The 19,821-nt window shown below is 69.1% G+C and carries 16 protein-coding genes and 1 tRNA gene; 12 read left to right on the forward strand and 5 right to left on the reverse strand.

Annotation, left to right across the window (positions count from 1 at the left end):
* The first annotated feature begins 31 nt into the window (after positions 1-31).
* Positions 32-1,357, forward strand: a complete 1,326-nt coding sequence (locus EV140_RS08040; protein ID WP_241971371.1) for an MATE family efflux transporter — start codon at positions 32-34, stop codon at positions 1,355-1,357.
* Here the strand turns inward: EV140_RS08040 and EV140_RS08045 are convergent.
* A complete protein-coding gene (locus EV140_RS08045; RefSeq protein WP_130282797.1) occupies positions 1,354-2,445 on the reverse strand; it encodes a LacI family DNA-binding transcriptional regulator in 1,092 nt (363 codons plus the stop codon). The two genes, EV140_RS08040 and EV140_RS08045, sit on opposite strands and share 4 nt — an antisense overlap.
* 20 nt (positions 2,446-2,465) lie before the next feature.
* Here EV140_RS08045 and EV140_RS08050 point away from each other — a divergent pair, with 20 nt between their 5' ends.
* From EV140_RS08050 to EV140_RS08070, 5 genes are read left to right on the forward strand one after another with little or no spacing between them, the layout of a single operon-like run.
* Positions 2,466-3,710 (forward strand): MFS transporter, encoded by a 1,245-nt coding sequence (locus EV140_RS08050; protein ID WP_130282799.1) that lies wholly within the window; start codon positions 2,466-2,468, stop codon positions 3,708-3,710.
* A gap of 30 nt (positions 3,711-3,740) precedes the next feature.
* Positions 3,741-4,436 (forward strand): endonuclease NucS, encoded by a 696-nt coding sequence (gene nucS / locus EV140_RS08055; RefSeq protein ID WP_130282801.1) that lies wholly within the window; start codon positions 3,741-3,743, stop codon positions 4,434-4,436.
* 23 nt (positions 4,437-4,459) lie between these two features.
* Positions 4,460-5,140, forward strand: coding sequence for an HAD hydrolase-like protein (locus tag EV140_RS08060; RefSeq protein ID WP_130282803.1), 681 nt, complete (start codon positions 4,460-4,462; stop codon positions 5,138-5,140).
* A 57-nt stretch (positions 5,141-5,197) separates the two neighbouring features.
* Positions 5,198-6,892 (forward strand): aldehyde dehydrogenase family protein, encoded by a 1,695-nt coding sequence (locus tag EV140_RS08065; RefSeq protein WP_198674389.1) that lies wholly within the window; start codon positions 5,198-5,200, stop codon positions 6,890-6,892.
* A gap of 4 nt (positions 6,893-6,896) precedes the next feature.
* Entirely contained in the window at positions 6,897-8,642 is a 1,746-nt protein-coding gene (locus EV140_RS08070) for an FAD-dependent oxidoreductase (protein WP_130282805.1), read from the forward strand.
* Here the strand turns inward: EV140_RS08070 and EV140_RS08075 are convergent.
* The 4 genes from EV140_RS08075 to EV140_RS08090 all read right to left on the reverse strand — a co-directional run bounded on the left by EV140_RS08075 (position 8,639) and on the right by EV140_RS08090 (position 12,516).
* On the reverse strand, positions 8,639-10,894 hold the full coding sequence (locus tag EV140_RS08075) for a heavy metal translocating P-type ATPase (RefSeq protein WP_130282807.1): 2,256 nt from the start codon (positions 10,892-10,894) through the stop codon (positions 8,639-8,641). The genes EV140_RS08070 and EV140_RS08075 overlap by 4 nt on opposite strands.
* A gap of 46 nt (positions 10,895-10,940) precedes the next feature.
* Positions 10,941-11,915: a beta propeller repeat protein gene (locus tag EV140_RS08080; protein ID WP_130282809.1), complete on the reverse strand. Its 975-nt coding sequence runs from the start codon at positions 11,913-11,915 to the stop codon at positions 10,941-10,943.
* 62 nt (positions 11,916-11,977) lie between these two features.
* Positions 11,978-12,334, reverse strand: coding sequence for a heavy-metal-associated domain-containing protein (locus tag EV140_RS08085; protein WP_130282811.1), 357 nt, complete (start codon positions 12,332-12,334; stop codon positions 11,978-11,980).
* A gap of 98 nt (positions 12,335-12,432) precedes the next feature.
* Positions 12,433-12,516, reverse strand: a tRNA-Leu gene (locus EV140_RS08090).
* A 175-nt stretch (positions 12,517-12,691) separates the two neighbouring features.
* On the opposite strand from EV140_RS08090, the gene EV140_RS08095 reads away from it, so the two are divergent.
* Genes EV140_RS08095 through EV140_RS08120 form a run of 6 tightly spaced genes read left to right on the forward strand, consistent with a single transcriptional unit; the run spans position 12,692 to position 19,816 of the window.
* Positions 12,692-13,396 (forward strand): FhaA domain-containing protein, encoded by a 705-nt coding sequence (locus tag EV140_RS08095; RefSeq protein ID WP_130282813.1) that lies wholly within the window; start codon positions 12,692-12,694, stop codon positions 13,394-13,396.
* A complete protein-coding gene (locus tag EV140_RS08100; protein ID WP_130282815.1) occupies positions 13,393-13,944 on the forward strand; it encodes an FHA domain-containing protein FhaB/FipA in 552 nt (183 codons plus the stop codon). The genes EV140_RS08095 and EV140_RS08100 overlap by 4 nt, the downstream gene beginning before the upstream one ends.
* A 6-nt stretch (positions 13,945-13,950) precedes the next feature.
* Positions 13,951-15,195, forward strand: a complete 1,245-nt coding sequence (locus tag EV140_RS08105) for a Stp1/IreP family PP2C-type Ser/Thr phosphatase (protein WP_130282817.1) — start codon at positions 13,951-13,953, stop codon at positions 15,193-15,195.
* Positions 15,196-15,232: 37 nt separating this feature from the next.
* On the forward strand, positions 15,233-16,624 hold the full coding sequence (locus EV140_RS08110) for an FtsW/RodA/SpoVE family cell cycle protein (RefSeq protein ID WP_241971387.1): 1,392 nt from the start codon (positions 15,233-15,235) through the stop codon (positions 16,622-16,624).
* A complete protein-coding gene (locus EV140_RS08115) occupies positions 16,617-18,071 on the forward strand; it encodes a peptidoglycan D,D-transpeptidase FtsI family protein (protein WP_130282821.1) in 1,455 nt (484 codons plus the stop codon). Before EV140_RS08110 ends, EV140_RS08115 begins: the two co-directional genes overlap by 8 nt.
* A complete protein-coding gene (locus EV140_RS08120) occupies positions 18,068-19,816 on the forward strand; it encodes a protein kinase domain-containing protein (RefSeq protein ID WP_130282823.1) in 1,749 nt (582 codons plus the stop codon). Before EV140_RS08115 ends, EV140_RS08120 begins: the two co-directional genes overlap by 4 nt.
* Positions 19,817-19,821: the final 5 nt, after the last annotated feature.

Raw genomic sequence — 19,821 nt, forward strand, 5'->3', positions numbered from 1 at the left:
CCTGGCCTAGGAATCCCCGTATTTTTGGGGGGTGCGCACCCGCTTCCGACTCTCGCCGCTCGACCGCGACATCCTGCGTCTGGCGGTGCCGTCGCTGGGAGCACTCATTGCCGAACCGGTGTTCGTGCTCACGGACACAGCGATGGTCGGGCACCTCGGTGCGGCACCGCTCGCCGGCCTCGCCGTGGCGAGCACGGTGCTGCAGACCGTCGTCGGCCTGCTGATCTTCCTGGCGTACGCGACGACGCCGATCGTCGCCCGGCGCCTCGGCGCCGGTAATCGCCTTGGCGCGCTGACGGCGGGCGTCGACGGCCTGTGGCTCGCCCTCGGAATCGGTGTCGTCCTGCTCGTCGTCATGCTGCCGAGCTCGCGATTCATCGTCGACCTCTTCGGCGTCGAACCGGCCGTCGCGGCGGCCGCCCTCGACTACCTGACGATCGCGTGGTGGGGAATCCCCGGCATGCTGCTCGTGCTCGCCGCGACGGGGGTACTGCGCGGTCTGCAGGATGCACGCACCCCGCTCATCGTCGCGGCCGCCGGCTTCACCGCCAACATCGCTCTCAACGCCGTGCTCATCTACGGACTCGGTCTTGGCGTCGCGGGCTCGGCCATCGGCACGGTCATCGCCCAGTGGGGCATGGCGGCCGTCCTCGTTGCGCTCGTGGTGCGCGGCGCGCGAGCATCGGGCGCTCGGCTACGGCCCGGCGTCACCGGACTTCGCGCCGCCGCGCAGGCCGGCTCGTGGCTGTTCGTCCGCACCCTCAGCCTGCGTGTGGCCCTCGTCGCGACGGTGGCGGTCGCCGCCACGCTCGGCACAGAGGAACTCGCCGCGACCCAGATCTGGTTCGCGCTGTACAGCCTCTTGGCTCTCGCGCTCGACGCCCTGGCCATTGCCGGTCAGGCACTCATCGGCCACGGTCTCGGCGCAAGGAACGTGCCCCGCGTTCACGCGATCACCCGCCGGCTGGTCGGCTGGGGTGTCGCCGTGGGGGCGGCGCTCATGGTGCCGCTGCTGGCCGCCACTCCCCTGCTCGCGATTGCGATGACGGGGGATGCGGCCGTGCGCGCGCTGATCCCGCTCGCCGTCGTCACGCTCGCGGTCGGCCTCCCGCTCGCCGGGCTCGTGTTCGTGCTCGACGGCGTGCTGATCGGGGCCGGCGACGGGCGCTATCTGGCGGTCACGGGCATCCTGAATCTGCTCGCGTACCTGGTTGTGCTCGCGATCGCCATCGGGATGCTCGGTGCCGGCCTTGCGGGCCTCTTCCTGTCGTTCATGATCGGCTACCTCGCGGCGCGGGCGGCCACCCTGGGCTGGCGCGCCCGCGGCACACGGTGGATCGTGACGGGGGCGAGCTAGCGAACCGGTGCCGGCCCCGTCGTGTCGCCCACGCGCAGGATGCTCGTGAATACCTGATCACGCAGGTCACTGTCGTCCGCGAGCGCGCCCAGCGCGAGGCGGGCCGCCGCTCGGCCTTTCTCGGCGATGGGCTGCACGACCGTCGTGAGCGTGCGGGTCGTGAGGCCGTCGACGCGGGCGCCGTCGAAGCCCACCACGCTCACGTCGCCCGGCACCGTCAACCCGCGCTCCTCCGCCGCCTGGATGGCGCCGATCGCGAGCAGGTCGCTCTGCGCCATGATCGCGGTCATATCGGGGTGCTGGTCGAGAAGTCGTCGCGCCGCGAGCATCCCCTCGTCGATGAGCGAACCGGAGGCGACCATTGCGGGCGCGTCAGGAAAAACGGCGCGTGCCCCCGCGAGTCGTTCGAGGCCGGTGTACGCGTCGGAAGCGGTGAGCCGGTCGGCGGTCAGCGGGCCGCGGGTTCGAGCGCGGTCGAGCGGGAGGGTGATGATGCCGACCCGGGTGTGGCCGAGTTCGCTGAGCAGTCGCGCGCTCTCGGCGACGGTGTCGCGGTCGTTGCTGTTCACGAGCCGCATGCCGTCGCGAGGCGTTGTTTCGACGCCGACCAGCGGCACGTGGCGCTGGCCGAGCACGGCGACGGCGGGGTCGAGATCGGTCGAGCAGCCGAAAAGGATGGCCGCGTCCATGGGGGCGTCGCGCAGACCCCCGGCCTCGCGGTCGGGACTGTCGGTGAGCAGCAGCATGCTGTAGCCCGCCGCACCGATCTCGTCGGCGATGCCGTCGAGCATGGCGATCGCCATGGGGTCGGTGAAGCCGTCGCGAATGCGTTCCTCCATGACCACCGCGATGATGCCGCTGCGTCCCGTCCGCAGGCTTCGGGCGCGCGGGTCGGGCCCGCCGTAGTCGAGCTCGCGAGCTGCAGCGAGCACCCGATCGCGCGTCTCGTCAGAGACCGGACCGGCGCCGGAAAACGCGAGGGAGGCGGTCGAGGCGCTCACGCCGGCGCGCTTGGCAACCTGCGCGAGGGTCGGTCGACCGGTCGCGGCCACCGCGGGTGTCGCGTCGTCGTTTGCCGGGCGTGTCATGGGATTGGTAGCGTAGCCGAATGAGCACATCGAATCGATTCGATACGCAGCCGAGCCTGGCCGCGTGGCGTCTCGCCGTCTTCGCGGTCTTCGCGATCAACGGCGCCACGATGGCCACGTGGGTCGCCCGCACGCCCGCGATTCGTGACGCGCTCGACGTGAACCTCGAGCAGTTCGGCATGCTTATCTTCGGCCTCGCCGCCGGCTCGATCATTGGGCTGCTCGGCTCCAGCCACTTGATCGCCCGCATCGGCACGCGGGCATCGATTCTCGGCGGCATCATCACGACGCTCGTCATGATCGCCGTCGTCGGCGTAGGTTCGGCCCAGTTCGGCTCGTACGTCACCGTGCTTATCGCCATGGCGCTGTACGGGGCGGGCATGGGCATCACCGATGTGGCCATGAACGTCGAGGGCGCGGGTGTCGAACAAGCCCAGGGCACGGCGATCATGCCCTGGTTCCACGCTGCGTGGAGCGCAGGAACGATCGTGGGCGCCGGCGTCGCCGCGGGCGTCGCGGTGCTGGGCGTCGGCCTCGACGTACACACGATCGGCGTCGCCCTCGTCCTCGGCGTGGGCATCCTCATCACCGTTCGCGGCCTTCCCAAGCACCGCATCTTGCCCGGCCTCGACGACGACGGCCCGGGCCCTGAGCGCTCGACCTTCAGCGAGCGCATGGCCATCTGGAAAGAGCCTCGCACGCTCATCATCGGCCTCGTCGTGCTCGGCATGGCCTTCGCCGAAGGAACCGCGAACGACTGGCTCGCGCTCGCCATGGTCGACGACCGCGGCGTCGACGAGGCGGCCGGCGCCTTCTACTTCGGCGTCTTCGCCGTCGCGATGACCACGGGACGCATCGTCGGCGTTCCCCTGCTCAACCGTTTCGGCCGCGTGCCGGTGCTGCTGGGATCAGCGATCTTCGCGATCATCGGCCTCAGCGTGCTGATTCTCGTCGATCAGCCGGTTGTCGCCGGCGTCGCCATCTTCGTGTGGGGGCTCGGCGCATCCCTCGGTTTCCCCGTCGGAATGTCGGCCGCCGCCGACGACCCCGACAAGGCGGCCGCGCGCGTCGCCGCCGTCGCCACGGTCGGCTACTTCGCGTTCCTCGTCGGCCCTCCGCTCATCGGGTTTCTCGGCGAGCGCATCGGCCTCATCGACGCGCTGTGGGTGGTGCTTGCCCTCGTCACGCTGACCGCGGTGTCGTCGCCGGCGACGCGCGAGCGTGGCGTCAACACACGCACCCCGCAGGAGGCACCCGCGGCGTAGGCTCCGCCACCGCCCACCTAGGCTGGCTAGGTGCGCCTCGTCATTGCCCGCTGCTCCGTTGACTATGCCGGCCGTCTGCAGGCGCACCTTCCGATAGCGACGCGGTTGCTCATCCACAAGAACGACGGGTCTTTGCTTGTGCACTCCGACGGCGGCAGCTACAAGCCGTTGAACTGGATGAGCCCGCCGTGCACGCTGACCGTGCACGAACCCGACGACGAGCAGAGGGCTGCGGGGGTCGCCGAGATCTGGCGCGTCACGCACGCGAAGACCGCCGACATGCTCGTCGTGTCGATCTACGAAACGCTGCACGACACGGCGCACGAGCTGGGCGTCGACCCTGGCCTGCAGAAGGACGGTGTCGAGGCCCACCTGCAGAAGCTCCTCGCCGAGCAGATCGAACTCGCCGGCGACGGCTACACGCTCGTGAGGCGGGAATACATGACCGCGATCGGCCCGGTCGACATTTTGGCCCGGGATGCGGCGGGCCACTCGGTGGCCATCGAAATCAAGCGCCGCGGCGGCATCGACGGGGTCGAGCAACTCACCCGGTACCTCGAGCTGATGAACCGCGACCCGTTGCTCGCCCCCGTCGCCGGGGTGTTCGCCGCGCAAGAGATCACCCCGCAGGCTCGCACGCTCGCCGAGGACCGCGGAATCCGCTGCCTGCTGCTCGACTACGACGCGATGCGCGGCATCGACGACGGGGTGCCCCGCCTGTTCTGAGGCTTCGCACCTAGGCTCGAGTCGTGAGCCTGCCCTACACGACGATCCTGCTCGACCTCGACGGAACCGTCGCCGACTCGGCGCCCGGCATCATCGACACCCTGAAGCGCACCTTCGTCGCGCTCGAGATACCCGTTCCCGACGATGCCGAACTGCTGCGCTACGTCGGCCCACCGATCCTTGATTCGTTCCGCGACCGCGCGGGCATGACGCTCGAGCAGCGCGAGCGTGCGCTGGAGGTGTATCGCGAGCAGTACCTCGACCAGGGCGCCTACGACGCCGCACTGTTTCCCGGCATGGGTCTCTTCGTCGCCGACATCGACGCGTCGGGGCTGCCGCTGAGCCTCGCCACCTCGAAGCCCGAGACCCCGGCGACGCTCATGCTCGAGCACTTCACGATCGCCCACCACTTCGACATCATCACGGGCGCCTCCGCCGATGAGGTGCGCAGCGCGAAGGCTGATGTCATCGCCGAGGCTCTGGTGCGCCTGAACGCGTTCGGCGCCGACCTGAGCCGTCCGATCATGATTGGCGACCGCATCCATGACATCGAGGGCGCCGCCGCCCACGGCATCCCGGCCATCGGGGTGAGCTGGGGCTACGCCGAGGAGGGCGAGTTCGAGCATGCGATCGCCGTGGTCGACACGGTCGACGAGCTGCGCAGCCTCATCGGTCTGCCCGCCGAGGGCGACCCTCGCGAGTAGGCTGAGAGTCACCGTTCATCGCTGAACCCTGGGCCGGGTGGCCCTCGAGGAGACCCGTTGTCTGACCCCGCACTCGACGACGATCTCGCCGCTCTGCGCGCTGGCGCGGCCCGCTGGGTCGCCATGCCGCTGGGCGAGAAGCGTAGGCTGCTGCGCCAGATCCGGGCCGCAACCCTGGCGGTCGCCGCCGACTGGGTTGCCGCCGCGTGCGCGGTCAAGGACGTCGACCCGCGCTCGCCCGCCGCCGGCGAGGAGTGGTCAAGCGGACCATACGCACTCATCACGATGACGAGCGCGCTCGAAAAGACGCTCAAGCTGATCGAGAAGGGTCGCTCGCCCCTCGACGAGGTCGCCGTCACCGGCGCTCCGGGGGGACGCCTCGCCGTCGCCGCCTTCCCGTATCTGCCAAAAGATGTGGTGCTGAGCGGCTACGAGGCCCACGTGTGGTTGCGGCCCGGCCTCGACCTCGACGTCATTCGCAACGGTGTCGCGCGTGCCCTTCGCGACCCCAGCCGCGCCCCGCGAGTGACCGCCGTGCTGGGCGCAGGCAACGTCAGCGGGATCCCCGCACTCGATGTTCTCAATGCCCTCTACGGCGAGGCGAGCGCGGCGATCGTGAAGCTCAATCCCGTCAACGCCCGCATCGCCGAGGCACTCGAGGCGGCCTTCGCCCCCCTCATCGACATCGACCTGGTGCGCATCACGACCGGCGGCGCCGATGTCGGTCAGGCGCTCGTGCAGCACACGCTCGTCGACGCCGTCCACATCACCGGTAGTCGCGCCACGCACGACACGATCCTGTTCGGCACGGGCGACGATGCGGAACACCGTCGCGCCGCCGGCGAGCGGCTCCTCACGAAGCCCATGACGAGCGAGCTGGGCGGGGTCGGCCCGGCAATCGTGGTGCCCGACGACGAGTGGACCGACGACGAACTCGATGCCGCCGCCCGCAACCTCACGACGCAGCGGCTCCATAACTCCGGCTTCAACTGCGTCGCCACCCAGGTCGTGGTGATTCCCGCCCACTGGGCGCGCGCTGATGAGTTCGTCGAGGCCCTGCGCGACTACGTGCGCGACGCTCCCCCGCGGCGCGCCTACTATCCGGGCGCCTCGCAGCGCCAGCTCGCCGCCTTCTCCGCGCATCCCGACGCCAGCGTCTTGGGTGGCGACCCGGAGGCTCCGCGCACACTCATCGACCACCTCGACCCCGAGAACTCCGACGAACTGCTGTTCACGACCGAAATCTTCGGCCCCGTTCTCGGCGTCGTCCGGCTGTCGACTGACGCCGACGCCGCCAGTTTCTTGGATGCTGCGGTCACCTTCTGCAATGACCGGCTGGCGGGCACGCTCGGCGCCGGCATCATCGCCCACCCCCGCACGATCGACGAGCTCGGCAACCGCTTCGAGTGGGCGGTGGCGAACCTGCGCTACGGCACGATCGGTGTCAACAGCTGGGTCGGCCCCCTGTTCGGGATGCCCGCCGCCACGTGGGGGGCCTTCCCTGGGCACACGCCGGACGACGTTGGCAGCGGCATCGGCGTCGTCCACAACGCGCTGCTCCTCGACCCCGAACACGTCGAGCGCACCGTCGGACGCGGCCCGTGGCAGGCATGGCCGACGCCACTGTGGTTCGTCGACAACCGCACAGCGCACGTGACCGCGCGCCGACTAACCCGATTTGCCGGCATCGACTCGTGGGCGATCGCCGCGCCGCTCGGCGCCGCCGCGGTCGACAGCTACCGGAAAGGTTGAGGCAGTGAGCCGGCCAGAGCGGCATTACGACGTCATCGTCATCGGGTCGGGCTTCGGCGGTTCGGTCGCCGCGCTCCGCCTCGTCGAGAAGGGGTATTCGGTTGCCGTACTCGAGGCGGGCCGACGCTTCGCCGACGACGAATTTGCCCGCACCAGCTGGGACGTGCGGAAGTTCCTGTGGGCGCCCGCGGTCGGCTGTCTCGGAATTCAGCGCATCCACGCCCTCGGCGATGTAATCATCCTCGCCGGCGCGGGCGTCGGGGGCGGATCCCTCGTCTACGCGAACACCCTGTACCGACCGCGGTCCGACGCGTTCTTCCGCGACCGCCAGTGGGCACACATCACCGACTGGAAAGCCGAGCTCGACCCGTACTACGACCAGGCGAGCCGCATGCTGGGGGTCGTCGAGAACCCCACCATCACCCCCGCCGACGAGGTCATGCAGAAGGTCGCCGCAGACATGGGCGTGGCCGACAGTTTTCGCCGCACTCCCGTCGGGGTGTTCTTCGGCGAGGGCGCGGGCATCGACAGCCCCGACCCCTACTTTGGCGGCGCGGGGCCCGCCCGCACCGGCTGCCGCGAGTGCGGCGAGTGCATGACCGGCTGCCGCCACAATGCCAAGAACACCCTCGTGAAGAACTACCTGCACCTCGCCGAGAGCGCCGGGGCAGACGTCGTCGAGCGCACGACGGTAACCCGGCTGCGCCCGCTGCCGGATGGCGGCTACGAGTTGCTCACCCGAACGACCGGGCCCGGCCCGGGCGGCGAGCGCCGCTGGAGTGCCGGCCAGGTCGTCATCGCCGCCGGAGCGTGGGGTACCCAGCAGCTGTTGCACGCTGCGAAGGTTCACGGCGAACTGCCGAACCTCTCGGATCGGCTCGGCGAGTTGACCCGCACGAACTCAGAAGCACTCGGCGGAGCGACGACCCGCTGGCGTCACCGCAAAGAGGTCGACTTCACCCGCGGCGTCGCCATCACCTCGTCCATTCACGTCGACGAGCAGACCCACATCGAACCCTGCCGCTACGGCGACGGATCGAACCTCATGGCGCTGCTCGCCACCGTCATGGTCGACGGAGGCGGGCGCGTGCCGCGCTGGCTGCGCTGGCTCGGTCAGGTGGTGCGTCACCCCGGGCGGGTCGGGTCGATTCTGTTCGGTATCGGTTCCTGGTCGAACCGCTCGATCGTCGCCCTCGTCATGCAGTCGCGTGACAATTCGCTCACGGTGACGGCCACGCCGAAGCGCCGCGGGCGCGTGAAGCTCCGCAGCACGCAAGGCCACGGTGAGCCAAACCCGACCTGGATTCCCCAGGCGAACGCCGCGTACCGGCGCATGGCCGAGCACATGCGGGGCTTCCCTGAGTCGGGAATCGGGGAGGTCGTCGAGGTACCCATGACCGCCCACTTCCTGGGCGGCGCACCGATCGGCGACTCGCCCGAGACCGGCGTGGTCGACGCCTACCACCGCGCGTTCGGGCACGACGGCCTCCACATTGTCGACGGTTCGACAATCTCGGCGAACCTCGGCGTGAACCCGTCCCTCACGATCACCGCGCAGGCCGAGCGGGCGTTCGCGCTCTGGCCGAACACGGGCGAGGCGGATGCTCGTCCCGCTCTCGGCGCCGCGTACGTTCCCGTCGCGCCCGTGGCGCCTCGCTCTCCGGTCGTGCCGGCGGACGCCCCAGCGGCGCTGCGGCTGCCGAACGGCCCCGTCGTTCTCGGGATGCCCGCCGTACGCCCCGGCGCCTAACGCGGCTCGGGCGCGAAGCTGCGCAGTCGCAGCGAATTGCCGAGGACGAACAGGCTCGACACCGCCATCGCGAGAGCGGCAAGCACCGGGCTGAGGAGGCCCATCATCGCCACCGGAATCGCGGCGGTGTTGTAGCCGAAGGCCCAGAACAGGTTGCCGATGATTGTGCGCAGGGTGCGCCGAGCGAGGCGGATCGCATCGGGCACGAGCGAGAGGTCGCCAGAGACGATGGTCAGGTCGCTGGCGGCCATCGCCGCGTCGGTTCCCGACCCCATCGCGATGCCGAGGTCGGCGGCCGCGAGCGCCGCAGCATCGTTGACGCCGTCGCCGAGCATCGCCACGACGTGACCGTCGGCCTGCAGCCCGCGGATCGCCTCCAGCTTGCCGACCGGCGTCACCCCCGAGCGCACATCGTCGATGCCGAGCTGCTCCGCCACGCGTGCCGCTGCTCCGGCATTGTCGCCCGTCAACAGCACGGGGGTGAGACCCAGCGCGCGCAACCGCTCAATCGCGGCGGGCGCCTCCGGCCGCACCGCGTCGGAGATGGCGATGAGGCCCGCGTACGCACCATCGATCGCGACCGCGACCACGGTCATCCCGGCGTTTTCGCGGTGCACGATGTCGGCGCGCACGTCGTCACCCACCTCGACCGACCACGCACTGGTGAGCCAGTCGGCGCGACCGACGGCGACGGCCCTGTCGTCGACGACGGCCGAGACGCCGGCGCCGTCGTGGGCCTGGAACCCCTCGACGGAGCCCGAAGTGGCCCTCGCCTCGCGAGCGGCCGCAACGATGGCGGCCGCGACGGGATGCACGCTGCCGCTTTCTGCGCCGGCGGCAGCAGCCAACACCCACTCCTCCGCGATGCCGGCGGCGGGCAGCACCGCGGTGACGCGCATCCGGCCGGTGGTGAGCGTTCCCGTCTTGTCGAGCACGATGGTGTCGACTCGGCGGGTCTGCTCGAGCACCTCGGGGCCTCGAATCAGAATGCCGAGCTGCGAGCCGCGGCCTGTTCCGACGAGCAGGGCGGTCGGGGTAGCAAGGCCGAGCGCGCAGGGGCAGGCGATGATCAGGGTGGTGACGGCCGCGGTGAAGGCCTGCTCGATCGTGCCGCCGAACAGGAGCCAGCCGAGCAAGGCCAGCAGCGAGAGCACCATGACCACCGGGACGAAGATGGCGGACACACGGTCGGCGATGCGCTGCACCCGCGCCTTGCCGGTCTGCGCCTCCTCGACGAGACGGCCGAGACGCGCCAGCTCGGTGTCGGCACCGATACGGGTGGCCTCGACGGTAATGACGCCGGGGCCGACATTGACGGTGCCGCCGACGACCCGGGCGTCGACAGTCACCTCGACGGGCATGCTTTCGCCAGTCATGACGGATGTGTCGACGGCGGTCGCCCCGTTGCGCACGAGTCCGTCGGTGGCGATCGTGTCGCCGGGCCTCGCGATGAACCGGTCGCCGACGACTAGCTGGTCGACGGCGATACGCGTCTCGACGCCATCACGCAGCACGGCCGCGTCGGTCGCCGAAAGTTTCAGCAGGGCGCGCAGTGCCTCACCGCTCGCACGCTTCGCCTTCGCTTCGAGATAGCGACCCGCCAGCATGAATGCCGTGACCGCCGCCGCGACCTCGAGGTAGATCTCGTGCGAGCCGGTATCGACGCTGCCGAACAGCTGAAGGCTCATGACCATGCCGGTCATGCCGGCCTCGCCGAAGAACAGCGTGTAGAGGCTCCACACGAACGCCGCCCCAACGCCGACGGAAATCAGAGTGTCCATCGTGGCGGTGCCGTGGCGAGCATTCACGAACGCCGCACGGTGGAACGGCCACGCACCCCACACCGCGACGGGGGACGCCAGCGCCAACACGAGCCACTGCCAGTTCGGGAATTGCAGCGGCGGCACCATCGACAGCACGAGCACGGGCACCGTCAGAGCGACCACGATTGACAGCCGACGTCGCGCATCGGCGAGGGGATCGGAGGCGTCGCCCTGCGCAGTGGATGCGCGCGGCTCGCTCAGTGGCGCCACCGGCGTCGCGCTGTAACCCGCCTTCTCGATGGCGGCGACAAGCTCGTCGATCGTTGGGAGTGCGTCAGCGCCGCCCGCAGGCATGACGGTTGCCTTCTCGGTGGCGTAGTTGACGCTCGCCGTCACGCCGCCCAGCCGTGACAGGCTGCGCTCAACACGACCTGCACACGCCGCGCACGTCATGCCGCCGATCTCGAGCTGAAGGGGTGCCGTGGTCATAGCCCCATTGTGACATACCCCGGTGGGGTACTCCAGCGAGCTCTGGCTACCAGTCGAGGGTGACCAAGAGCGTGAGCGTCTCGCCACCGTCGCTACTCACGAACACGCCGTCTGCCGTCGCGACATAGATGGCCTCGCCGCTCGTGCCGAGCGCGAGGGCTGCGGGCACCGCGGCCAGGGCGCCGAACTGCTGCCAGCGCTCGCCGTCGGTCGAACTCCACAGAGCCCCCGCCGAGTCGACGCCCACGATGCGCCACTCTTTCGTGCCGACCGGCGGCGTCGCGAGGAGTTGCAGAGCGGGCGCAGCCTCGGGCTCGACGAAGGCGCGGCCCCGGTCCGTGCTGACCTTGAGACCCACGGGCGTGACCGCGACGAGAGCCGATCCGTCGCTGGTGAAGGCGAGCGACGTCGCACCGATCACCGCTCCCTTCTGCCACGATTCTCCACCGTCGGGGCTGTAGAAGACGGAGTTACTGACCGTATCGGCGGCGGCGATGATGGCGTCGACGGCCGTCGAACCGGCGGCGGTAATCGCGTGAAAGTCGACTTCGCCGGTCAGGGCGAAGGGCGCCCACTCGCCCGACTCAGTGTCGCCCACCCAGAGGCCCAGCCGCTCGTCGGCGCTGACCTCCGGGTCGTTCGGGTGACCACTGATGAGGACGCGGGCTCCCAGTCGCTGGTAGCTCTTGACGTCGTCGACGCGATCCCCCAGCAATGTGGTGGACCGAGCGGCGGTATCGGTATCGGTGTCGGTGTCGGGCAAGGTCGCCACATAGATGCCGCGATCGGTGGCGACGCGAATTACTCCCGCGGTCTCGTCGATGTCGAGGGCGGCGATCCGCGTCGGAAGAACGTCGGCCTGCTCCGGCGCGGACGCCTGCTCGGGGGCCGAGGCCACATCGGCCTGCACGGGCGCGTCTGCACCATCGCTGATCGCCGTCGCGCACCCCGCTAGCAGCAACGCTGCTGCGGCGAGGAGGGCGGCGGCGCGCGTGCGCGCGTCGAAAGGTTGGGGTGTCATAACCGATTCAGAGTAATCGACCGAACCGGATTCGCCGAATCAGTTGGCGAGGAAATCCCAGGTCAGCGGCCAACAATCTCGTAGCCGGCATCCGCGATCGCGGTGCGCAGAGCATCCGCCTCGATGGGATGCGTGGCCTGAACGGTGACCCGGGATGCGCCCTGCGCGTTCAGGTCGACGGCCACGCTCGTAACGCCGTCGAGAGCGCTCACCTCTTCCGTGACGCTTGCGACGCAGTGGCCGCAGGTCATGCCGCTCACGAGGAACGAGGCTTCGACCCCCTCGACCGAGGCGGCGCCAGCCGTCGCCTCCGTGTCGGCGGCCCCGTGGCCGCACCCGCAGCTTCCGCCACCACAGCAGCCGCCACCCCCCTGTCCGAGCAGGGTGAGGCCGGGCTGCGCTGAAAAGTTGTCGTTCATGCCTCCAGTGTCGCATACCCCAGAGGGGTACACGGGCACGAGAAACCCAGAAACGACAAAACCGCCTCGATCCGTGAGAGATCGAGACGGTTATCTCGTGCGCGAGGGGGGACTTGAACCCCCACGCCCTTGCGGGCACTGGCACCTGAAGCCAGCGCGTCTGCCAATTCCGCCACTCGCGCGAGACGGCGCACTCGCGCCATCAACCTGGCGAGATTATCACAGCGGGCGGCACCCGCTCGCACCGCCCGGTAGCGGCGGATCCGCCCAGAAAGCGCCGGTGAGTATCCCCGATTCGGCCCGCGGTCACGCACGCCGACTAGCATCGGTACGTCCGCAGGCTGAGGGAGGACGCACGTGGGGCTTCTCGATAGCTTCGAGCGCGGCTTAGAGCGCGTCGTCGGTGGCGCCTTCGCGAAGACCTTCAAGTCGGGCGTACAGCCGGTCGAGATCGCCGCCGCGCTACGCCGCGAACTCGACACGAAGGCTGCCGTCGTCGCCCGTGACCGCATCCTCGTGCCGAATCGCTTGACCGTACGGCTGGCTCCCGCCGACCACGACCGCATGGCGGCGCTCGGCGAGGCGCTCAACGACGAGCTCACGCAACTCGTTCAGCGGCACGCCACAGCACAGCGCTACACCTTCCCCGGCGGAATCCGCATCGCCCTCGAGCGCGACGGTTCGCTCAGTGAGGGTGTTCTGCGCGTGAGTTCTGAGTCGGTGAAGGGGCGGGTCACGTGGGTGGCCGTGCTCGACATCGACGGGCAGCGACACCGACTGAAGAAGGGGCGCACGGTCGTCGGCCGCGGCTCCGAAGCCGACATCACCGTCGACGACCCTGGCACCTCGCGCAAACACGTCGAGATTGCGTGGGACGGCGCCAACGGGCAGGTCACCGACCTCGGTTCGACGAACGGCTCGCGCCTGAACGGTGAGCCCGTCGCGCGCGCCGTGCTGCAACCGGATAGCGTGATCGAGATCGGGCGCACGAGCATCCTGTACCGGGTGCTGGCGCAGTCCGACGATGCCGCTGATCGCACCACCCGAGGAGGCGCTCTGTGAGCGAGTTGACGCTGCTGCTCCTGCGCGTCGGGTTCCTCATCCTGATGTGGGCGCTCGTGTTCGCCATCGTGTATGCGCTGCGCTCCGACCTGTTCGGGCAGAAGGTGCGCCGCATGCCGGCGTCGGCGCAACCCTCGCCGGTCGTCGCCCCCACCCCCACGCCGGTGCCCGCAGCCGCGCCGACCCGCGACCTGTCGCCCGCACCGCGCAGCGGGCTCGGCGGTGTGGCGGGCGGCAACGACAGCGACGACGGCGAACCCGCCCGCCGCCTCGTGATCACGAGCGGCTCGAAGGAGGGAATCGAGCTCGAGCTCGACGGCGACCAGCTCACGATCGGGCGCTCGAGCGACTCGGGACTCGTGATCCGCGATGACTACACCTCCACCCACCACGCGCGCCTCATGCTGTGGGACGGCAAGTGGATGGTGCAAGACCTCGACTCGACCAACGGCACGTTCCTCGGCGGCAAGCGGGTGAGCATCCCTACGCACGTGCCCCTCAACACCCCCGTCAGCATCGGCACGACGACGTTCGAGTTGCGACGGTAGGCGCCCATGACAGTGCGCACCGCGGCCGCCAGCCACGTCGGGCGGATCCGAGCCAACAACCAGGACTCGGGCTACGCCGGCACGCACCTCTTCGTCGTCGCCGACGGGATGGGCGGGCACGCGGGCGGTGACGTCGCGAGCGCGCTCGCGATCCAGGCGATCGCCCAGACGGATGCGCGGTTCGACACCGCAGAGGAGGCGCGCGACGCGCTCGAGCAGGCGCTGCTCACGGCGAACGGTGAGCTCGCAGAGACGGTGTTCGAGCATCCCGAACTGACCGGAATGGGAACGACCGTCAGCGGCCTCGTGCGCGTCGGCGAGCGAATGGCGCTCGCGCACATCGGCGACTCGCGCGTGTACTTGCTGCGCGACGGCGAGTTCACGCAGATCACGAAGGACCACACTTTCGTGCAGCGCCTCGTCGACTCCGGCCGCATCACGCCCGAAGAAGCCGCCGTGCACCCGCGGCGCTCCGTGCTCATGCGGGTGCTCGGAGACGTCGACATTTCGCCCGAGATCGACACCGATGTGCTTGAGACGATGCCCGGCGATCGCTGGTTGCTCTGCTCGGACGGGCTGAGCGGCTACGTCGACGACGAGCGCATCGCCGAGATTCTCACCGAGAACGCCGACGCCGAGGCCGCCGTCGATGCGCTCATTCAGGCGAGTCTCGACAACGGCGCACCCGACAACGTGACGGTGCTGGTCGTCGGAGTGGACGACGACGAATCCAGCGGCATCTCCTCGCCAATCATGGTCGGATCGGCCGCGAAGCCGCTGAGCTTCCGCCCTGTCGAGGAGAAACGCGCCTCGAAGAGCCTGCCGCAGCTGCTGCTGCACCCGCTCAAGCCGACGCCCGACCCCGAAGACGAGCACTTCGAACCCGAGAGCGAAGGGTTTCTCCAAGAACTCATCGCGGAGGACCGCCGGCGCAAGAATCGCCGGCGCGCCACGTGGAGCGTCGGCCTCGTCCTCATCATCAGCCTCATCGCGGCGGCCCTCACCGCGGGTTATCAGTGGACGCAGACGCGCTTCTTCGTGGGCGAAGTCGACGGCCGGGTCGCCATCTTCCAGGGCGTACAGCAGAACGCCGGCCCCATCCCGCTGTCGAGCGTGTACCAGGAGACGGGCATCGATCTGATGGCGCTGACGCCCTTCAGCCGCAATGCCGTCGAGCAGACCATCAGCGCCGTCGACCTCGTCGATGCGCTCGCGATCATCGAAAGGCTGCGTCGTGAAGCCGAACGATGACACCGCGCCCGGCGGGCAGGCGGCTCCGACCGGCGCGATCGACGCCCCCCGTGCATCCGCGCCCTTCACCGAAGCGATTCGCATCAGGCTGAAAACACCATCGAAGTTGCGCAATCTCGAACTCGCGCTGCTCGTGCTCGCTCTCGCCGTGAGCGGCGGAGCGATTGCGCTCGTGCAATTGGGGGCGATCGGCGAGCTCGATCAGACGGTGATCACCTACGGAACGGGTCTCGCCCTGATCGTGATCGTCATGCACCTCGCCCTGCGCGTGGTCGCACCCGACGCCGACCCCTTCATCCTGCCGATCATCACCACCCTCAACGGGCTCGGCATCGCCATGATTTATCGCCTTGACATCGCCAAGGGCTTCGAGGGCTGGTCGAGCGCCGGCGTTCGGCAGATGGCCTGGACAGCACTAGCGATGGTGATCGCGCTGGTCGTCGTGGTCGTCCTACGCAACCACCGCGTCCTCGCCCGCTACCGCTACCTCGCGCTTTTTATCGGCATCGGCCTGCTGCTGCTGCCGCTGGCGCCCGGCATCGGCCAAACCATCAACGGCGCGCGCGTGTGGATCGCCGTCGGCCCGTTCTCGTTCCAGCCGGGCGAGCTCGGCAAGATCGCGCTCGCGATCTTCTTCGCCGGCTACCTGATGACGGCGCGCGACTCGCTCTCGATCGTGGGCAGCAAAGTGCTCGGGATGCGCCTTCCGCGCGCTCGCGACCTGGGCCCGCTAGTCGTCGCGTGGGCCGCCGCGATGGGCGTCTTGGTCTTCCAGCGCGACCTCGGAACCGCGCTTTTGTACTTCGGCCTGTTCCTCGTGATGCTGTATGTCGCAACCGGGCGCCTCAGCTGGATTCTGCTGGGGCTCGGGCTTTTCGTCGGTGGCGCGCTCATCGCCCGCGACGCGCTGGGATACGTGCGCGGCCGGTTCGATGCGTGGCTCGACTCGTTCAACCCGGAAATCTATGACGCTGTCGGCGGCAGCTACCAGTTGGTACAGGGCCTGTTCGGGCTTGCCGACGGCGGGCTCATCGGAACCGGCCTCGGGCGCGGCCGCCCCGACATCGTGCCGCTGGCCGAGAGTGACTACATCGTCGCGAGCCTCGGTGAAGAACTCGGGCTCGTGGGCGTGTTCGCGATCCTCGCCCTGTACCTCTTGCTGGTCGCCCGCGCCTACCGCATCGGCTTCACCGGCACCGACGACTTCGGGCGCCTGCTGGCCGTGGGGCTCGGCTTCCTCATCGCACTGCAGGTCTTCGTCGTGATCGGCGGCGTGACCCGCGTGATCCCGCTCACGGGACTGACGACGCCGTTCCTCGCGGCCGGCGGATCGTCGCTCATGGCGAACTGGATCATCGCCGCGCTGCTGCTACGTCTTAGTGACACGGTGCGACACCAGCCACGATTGGTGGTGGACGACGATGCATAAGCAGTTGCGTCACATCAGCGTCGCGACGCTCGCCATGTTCCTCGCGCTATTCGTCTCGCTCAGCGTCATTCAGGTGTTCGCCGTCGACGAGCTGCGCGCCGACGGCCGTAACGTGCGCACTCTGTTCGCGAGCTACTCCGCCGAGCGCGGCCCGATTCTCGTGGCCGGCGAGCCCGTTGCGCAGTCGCGCCCCGTCGACAACGAGTTCCGCTTCCTCCGCGAGTACCTCGAGCCCGAGCTGTACTCGGCGGTCACCGGCTACTTCTCGCTCAATCAGGGAACGACCGGCATCGAGTCGGCCTACAACGACTTCCTCACGGGAACCGCGAACGAGCAGTTCCTCGATCAGCTGAGCGCTCTCGTGACCGGCCAGAGCCCGCGCGGTGCGGCCGTCGAGCTCACGATCGACCCGGCCGTCCAGCAGGCCGCATTCGATGCGATGGGAGACCTGCGCGGGTCCGTCGTCGCGATCGAGCCGTCCACCGGGCGGATCCTCGCCATGGTCTCCACCCCCGGCTTCGACCCGAACCGGCTGTCGGCGCACCGCACCTCAAGCGTCATCGACGCGTACAACGAACTCATCTCCGATCCGCTCCGGCCGCTCAACAATCGCGCGATCGGCGGCGACCTGTACTTCCCGGGATCGGTGTTCAAGGTGCTGGTCACGGCGGCCGCGATTGATTCGGGCGAGTTCGACCCTGACGGCGAGTTCCCGAACCCGCCACGGTTGCAGTTGCCGCTGTCGACGAATGTGATCAGTAATGCGGAGGGCGGAAACTGCGGTGGGCAGGAGACGGTCACCCTCGCGACGTCGCTGCGGCTGAGCTGCAACATTCCCTTCGCCGAGCTCGCGCTGGAGCTGGGGCAAGACGAGCTGGCCGGATATGCCGAGCGCTTCGGCTTCGGGCAGACGATCGCCGTTCCGATGAATGCGACGCCGAGCCAGTACCCCGAGAACCTCGACGATGCCCAGCTCATGCTGACGGGCTTCGGTCAGTACGACGTGCGCGTCACCCCCCTGCAGATCGCGATGATCAGCGCGGCGATCGCCAACGGCGGCGAGCTCATGCAGCCGACGCTGCTCGATCGCATCATCGCGCCCGACCTGTCAACCGTTCTCGAATCCGAGCCAGAGGTTTTCTCGCAGCCGATCAGCCGTCGCACCGCGACGACGCTCACCCGGATGCTTGTGGACGGCGTCTCGGACGGCGTTGCATTCAACGCGGCGATCCCGGGCGTGGAGGTCGCGGGCAAGACGGGCACCGCGGAGAACGGTGCGGGGCAGCCCTTCACGCTGTGGTTCACCGGTTTCGCGCCGGCGGACAACCCTCAGGTGGCGGTCGCCGTCGTCGTGGAAGACGGCGGCGGGCAGGGCCAGAATGCTTTTGGTAATCAAGTCGCGGCTCCCATTGCGCGACAGGTCATGGAGGCGGTGCTGAACAGATGAGACCCACGAGCGGGCTCACATTCGGAGGGCGTTACCAGCTGCTCTCTCGCGTGGCGATCGGCGGCATGGGCGAGGTGTGGCAGGCGACCGATCAGGTCATTGGCCGCACCGTTGCCATCAAGATCCTGAAGGACGAGTACCTGGGTGACCCGGGGTTCCTCGAGCGTTTCCGCGCGGAGGCGCGTCACGCGGCCCTCGTCAACCACGAGGGCATTGCCAACGTCTACGACTACGGCGAGGAGGAGGGCAGCGCCTTCCTCGTCATGGAGCTCGTCCCCGGCGAGGCGCTCTCGACGATCCTGGAGCGCGAACGCACCCTCTCGAGCGATCAGGTACTCGACATCGTCGCGCAGACGGCATCCGCGTTGCACGCCGCCCACCAGGCTGGGCTCGTCCACCGCGACATCAAGCCCGGCAACCTGCTGATCACGCCCGACGGTCGCGTGAAGATCACCGACTTCGGCATCGCCCGCATCGCCGACCAGGTTCCGCTGACCGCGACCGGTCAGGTGATGGGCACGGTGCAGTACCTATCGCCCGAGCAGGCGAGCGGTCAGTCCGCCAGCCCGTCGACCGACGTGTACTCGCTCGGCATCGTGGCGTACGAGGCCCTGGCCGGGCGTCGACCGTTCACGGGCGAATCGCAGGTAGCCATCGCGATGGCGCACATCAACGATGCTCCTCCCGAACTGCCCGTCTCAGTTCCCGAGCCGGTGCGCAACCTCGTCACGTCGGCAATCGCGAAGAAGCCGGCCGAGCGTCCCGCGAGTGCTCAGCATTTCGCGCGGGCCGCACAGGCCCTGCGTCGCGGAGATGTCGGCGGCGCGGCTGCGATCGTTCCCGCCGTCGCCGGACTTGCGGCCACCGAAGTGCTCGATGCGACGCGCGTCATGCCGAGTGCCACGGGCAACGACGAAGCCACGCGCGTGCTGCCGAACATGGGCGCCGGGGCCGCCGCCGGCGCAGCCGGGGCCGCTGCGGCGAAGAAGAAGCGCAGCCCCTGGACCTGGCCGCTCATCGCGCTCATTGGGCTGCTCGTGGTGCTGATCATCGGCGCGATCATCGCCGTCCTGGCGCAGCCCAGCGACGATCCGATCGAGCCGCCGACGTCGCCCACCCCTACCGTGACGGATGTAAGTCCCGAGCCCAGTGACGAGCCGGAGGAGATCCGGATCACGGAAGAGGAATTCCTCGGACTCACCCGCGACGAAGTGCAGCGCCGCTTCGACGAGCTGGGGTTGATCCTCGACGCACAGGACGGAAACCCGGCACCCAGCCAAGACCAGGTGGGCCTGTCGTACCGCATCAATCAAACGGGCCTGGTCACGGAAGGCCAGACGATCCGCGTGACGTTCTACACAGCGATTCCGACGCCACCTCAGCCCGCGAACCTTGCCATCAACCCCGGGAGCGGCCCGTACGTCGGAGGCTCCACGGTCACGCTCTCGTGGCCGTCGTACACCAGCTGCCCCGCGGGCTTCACACTCACGGGGTACAACTTCACCACCGTGGGCGGAACCCCGCAGTTCAGCAACCCCGTTCCGGCGGGGACGAACAGCGGTCAGATCGTGCTCGACAACGGAGGTCAACTCCGCGTGACCTATGTCGCGCTGTGCGGCGACCTCCAGTCGGAACGCTCCAACGAGTTGGCGGTGCCCATCCAGGCCCCCGCGCCGACCCCGACCCCGACCCCGACCCCGACCCCGACGACGCCCACACCCTCGCCCTACCCCGACGAGGAATAGCGTCG

Source organism: Microcella alkaliphila (assembly GCF_004216855.1).
Classification (GTDB): Bacteria; Actinomycetota; Actinomycetes; order Actinomycetales; family Microbacteriaceae; genus Microcella; species Microcella alkaliphila.

Excerpts from the sequence above, each read along its gene's own strand:
- EV140_RS08115 (WP_130282821.1), top strand. The coding sequence starts at position 16,617 with ATGCATAAGCAGTTGCGTCACATCAGCGTCGCGACGCTCGCCATGTTC.
- EV140_RS08085 (WP_130282811.1), bottom strand. The coding sequence starts at position 12,334 with ATGAACGACAACTTTTCAGCGCAGCCCGGCCTCACCCTGCTCGGACAG.
- EV140_RS08075 (WP_130282807.1), bottom strand. The coding sequence starts at position 10,894 with ATGACCACGGCACCCCTTCAGCTCGAGATCGGCGGCATGACGTGCGCG.
- EV140_RS08045 (WP_130282797.1), bottom strand. The coding sequence starts at position 2,445 with ATGACACGCCCGGCAAACGACGACGCGACACCCGCGGTGGCCGCGACC.
- EV140_RS08080 (WP_130282809.1), bottom strand. The coding sequence starts at position 11,915 with ATGACACCCCAACCTTTCGACGCGCGCACGCGCGCCGCCGCCCTCCTC.
- EV140_RS08105 (WP_130282817.1), top strand. The coding sequence starts at position 13,951 with ATGACAGTGCGCACCGCGGCCGCCAGCCACGTCGGGCGGATCCGAGCC.
- EV140_RS08050 (WP_130282799.1), top strand. The coding sequence starts at position 2,466 with ATGAGCACATCGAATCGATTCGATACGCAGCCGAGCCTGGCCGCGTGG.
- EV140_RS08120 (WP_130282823.1), top strand. The coding sequence starts at position 18,068 with ATGAGACCCACGAGCGGGCTCACATTCGGAGGGCGTTACCAGCTGCTC.